2 tRNA genes and 2 rRNA genes (1 of these 4 running past the window's edge) are annotated in these 3,390 nt (G+C 45.8%); all 4 read left to right on the top strand.

Annotated features, from left to right (window positions below):
* Positions 1-608: 608 nt before the first annotated feature.
* Positions 609-2,129: ribosomal RNA gene (locus tag JKA74_RS20575) — 16S ribosomal RNA — on the top strand.
* A 202-nt stretch (positions 2,130-2,331) separates the two neighbouring features.
* Positions 2,332-2,408: transfer RNA gene (locus JKA74_RS20570), tRNA-Ile, on the top strand.
* Positions 2,409-2,412: 4 nt separating this feature from the next.
* Positions 2,413-2,486, top strand: a tRNA-Ala gene (locus JKA74_RS20565).
* Positions 2,487-2,750: 264 nt separating this feature from the next.
* Positions 2,751-3,390, top strand: a 23S ribosomal RNA gene (locus JKA74_RS20560) (it continues 2,254 nt past the right edge of the window).
* The 16S and 23S rRNA genes sit together here with 2 tRNA genes alongside, the layout of an rRNA operon.

The raw sequence follows: 3,390 nt of genomic DNA, 5'->3' as shown, positions 1-3,390 counted from the left end.
AACAACAGTAATTAAAGCGCAAGCAGTTTTAATTGGAGGGTATTGAAATACTGATTTAAGAGGGATGGGAAAAGGAGCTGAGAGTTCATAAAAGACTGACAGTAAACGTTTAAAAACTTTCTCAATTTTTTTTCAAAAACATTTTGGAAAAGAGGAATTAAATCAGTTATCTTTGCATCCGCTTTGAGAGAAACAAAGGGAAAAACGAAGAAGGACACTTCGGTAAACAAATACAAAACAGCTAAAAAGCGAAAGGCTTTAAAGCAATGAAAATACTGAAAGATACACCGGGCAACCGGAATCGATCACACTGTTAGTAAGGTGTTGATTACATTAATGACCGGATAGGGATGTTAGTTAATTGACACAATGCCTTCATAATTTAAGTAAGTGCCGGAGTTGAAAGCTCACAGGTAAACTGCTTGATACTTTACGGGGATATTAACAAAAGTTCTTTGAATGAATGTACGACAAGATAGCAAACCACTTAAATACTAAGTAATATAGTACTTTGAGAAAACGTAGCCACGGTTCAAACACAAAAGCAGGAGGCGAGAGCCGAATGCCTTGGGAGTTGCCTTAGGGTAACAAACAAGAACAATCTATATACAATGGAGAGTTTGATCCTGGCTCAGGATGAACGCTAGCGGCAGGCCTAATACATGCAAGTTGAACGGGATTTTCTCCTTCGGGAGAAATGAGAGTAGCGCACGGGTGCGTAACGCGTATGCAACCTACCTTTTACAGGGGGATAGCCCGGGGAAACTCGGATTAATACCCCATGGCATCATAATACCGCATGGTATATTGATTAAAGATTTATCGGTAAAAGATGGGCATGCGTCTGATTAGTTAGATGGTGAGGTAACGGCTCACCATGACGATGATCAGTAGGGGTTCTGAGAGGATGATCCCCCACACTGGTACTGAGACACGGACCAGACTCCTACGGGAGGCAGCAGTAGGGAATATTGGTCAATGGGCGAGAGCCTGAACCAGCCATGCCGCGTGCAGGATGACGGCCTTCTGGGTTGTAAACTGCTTTTCTACAGGAAGAAAAAGACTATGCGTAGTCAATTGACGGTACTGTAGGAATAAGCACCGGCTAACTCCGTGCCAGCAGCCGCGGTAATACGGAGGGTGCAAGCGTTGTCCGGATTTATTGGGTTTAAAGGGTGCGTAGGCGGCCAATTAAGTCAGTGGTGAAATCCTTCCGCTTAACGGGAGAACTGCCATTGAAACTGTTTGGCTTGAGTACGGTTGAAGTAGGCGGAATTTATGGTGTAGCGGTGAAATGCATAGATACCATAAAGAACACCGATAGCGTAGGCAGCTTACTAAGCCGTAACTGACGCTGAGGCACGAAAGCATGGGGAGCGAACAGGATTAGATACCCTGGTAGTCCATGCCGTAAACGATGATAACTCGCTGTTAGCGATATACTGTTAGCGGCCAAGCGAAAGCGTTAAGTTATCCACCTGGGGAGTACGTCCGCAAGGATGAAACTCAAAGGAATTGACGGGGGTCCGCACAAGCGGTGGAGCATGTGGTTTAATTCGATGATACGCGAGGAACCTTACCTGGGCTAGAATGCCCTTGACAGCCCTAGAGATAGGGTGTTCCTTCGGGACAAGGTGCAAGGTGCTGCATGGCTGTCGTCAGCTCGTGCCGTGAGGTGTTGGGTTAAGTCCCGCAACGAGCGCAACCCCTATTCTTAGTTGCCAGCATGTAATGATGGGGACTCTAAGGAGACTGCCTGCGCAAGCAGAGAGGAAGGAGGGGACGACGTCAAGTCATCATGGCCCTTACGCCCAGGGCTACACACGTGCTACAATGGTGCATACAGAGGGTAGCAAGCTGGTAACAGTAAGCCAATCTCAAAAAGTGCATCTCAGTTCGGATTGGGGTCTGCAACTCGACCCTATGAAGTTGGAATCGCTAGTAATCGCGTATCAGCAATGACGCGGTGAATACGTTCCCGGACCTTGTACACACCGCCCGTCAAGCCATGGGAATTGGGAGGACCTGAAGACGGTTGCCGCAAGGCGCTGTTTAGGGTTAAACCAGTGACTAGGGCTAAGTCGTAACAAGGTAGCCGTACCGGAAGGTGTGGCTGGAACACCTCCTTTCTGGAGACCTTGAGCTACGAGGTTTGTTATCTTGTACATTTATTCAAAATTATTAATTAATCGATCGAAAGGATGCGATTAAAGGTTTATTGAAAGAACCGGCCTACCAGTAAATAGGGTTGGTTATTATTCAGATGGTTGATGGAGTTAAAGAAGATAGAGATATTGAAAATAACATTGAAGTTGATCAACTAGTAAAGCCAGTCCCGTAGCTCAGCTGGTTAGAGCGCTACACTGATAATGTAGAGGTCGGCAGTTCGAGTCTGCCCGGGACTACCATCTTGGGGGATTAGCTCAGCTGGCTAGAGCGCCTGCCTTGCACGCAGGAGGTCATCGGTTCGACTCCGATATCCTCCACAACTTTAGGAGAAGTTGTGAGAAAGGAGGGAGTTAGTAAGAATTAGAATGAAATAGGAACAAAAGGTTCTTGTTGTACAAATATTGAAAAAGGTTATTAAAGTAATTAAAAAGTTTAATAATCACATTGTCGGGAAAAACCAGTTCCTCAAACACCGCATGAGCCATGCAGTTTGACACTGGTTATTGGGTAGAGATACCTTGCTGACGGAAGTTCATTGACATGTTGTGAAAGAGTAAAAATTAAAGTAATCGTAAGAAATACGAGAAAGTAAATAAGGGCGTATGGGGGATGCCTTGGCTCTCAGAGGCGATGAAGGACGTGATAAGCTGCGATAAGCTGCGGGGATTGGCACATACAAATTGATCCGCAGATTTCCGAATGGGACAACCCAATACATTGAAGATGTATTATCATGATTTATCATGAAGCTAACCCGGAGAACTGAAACATCTAAGTACCCGGAGGAAGAGAAAACAATAGTGATTCCGCAAGTAGTGGCGAGCGAACGCGGAAAAGCCCAAACCATGACAGTTAAGGCTGTTATGGGGTTGTAGGACTGCAACGTGGACTTATACAATGAACATGAATTGGATGGGAAGCCAAACCAAAGAGGGTGAGAGTCCCGTAATGGAAAGTTGTATATACCTAGCAGTATCCTGAGTAGGGCGGGACCGGAGAAATCCCGTTTGAACCAGCCGGCACCATCCGGTAAGGCTAAATACTACTGAGAGACCGATAGCGAACAAGTACTGTGAAGGAAAGGTGAAAAGTACCGTGAATAACGGGGTGAAATAGAACCTGAAACCATACGCTTACAAGCGGTCAGAGCCCTTTAGTGGGGTGATGGCGTGCCTTTTGCATAATGAGCCTACGAGTTACTTTTCTTGGCAAGGTTAATCC

Source organism: Marivirga aurantiaca (assembly GCF_016679925.1).
Lineage (GTDB): Bacteria > Bacteroidota > Bacteroidia > Cytophagales > Cyclobacteriaceae > Marivirga > Marivirga aurantiaca.
Note: the sequence above shows the minus strand (reverse complement) of the source record. Positions and strands in the feature narration are given on the sequence as shown.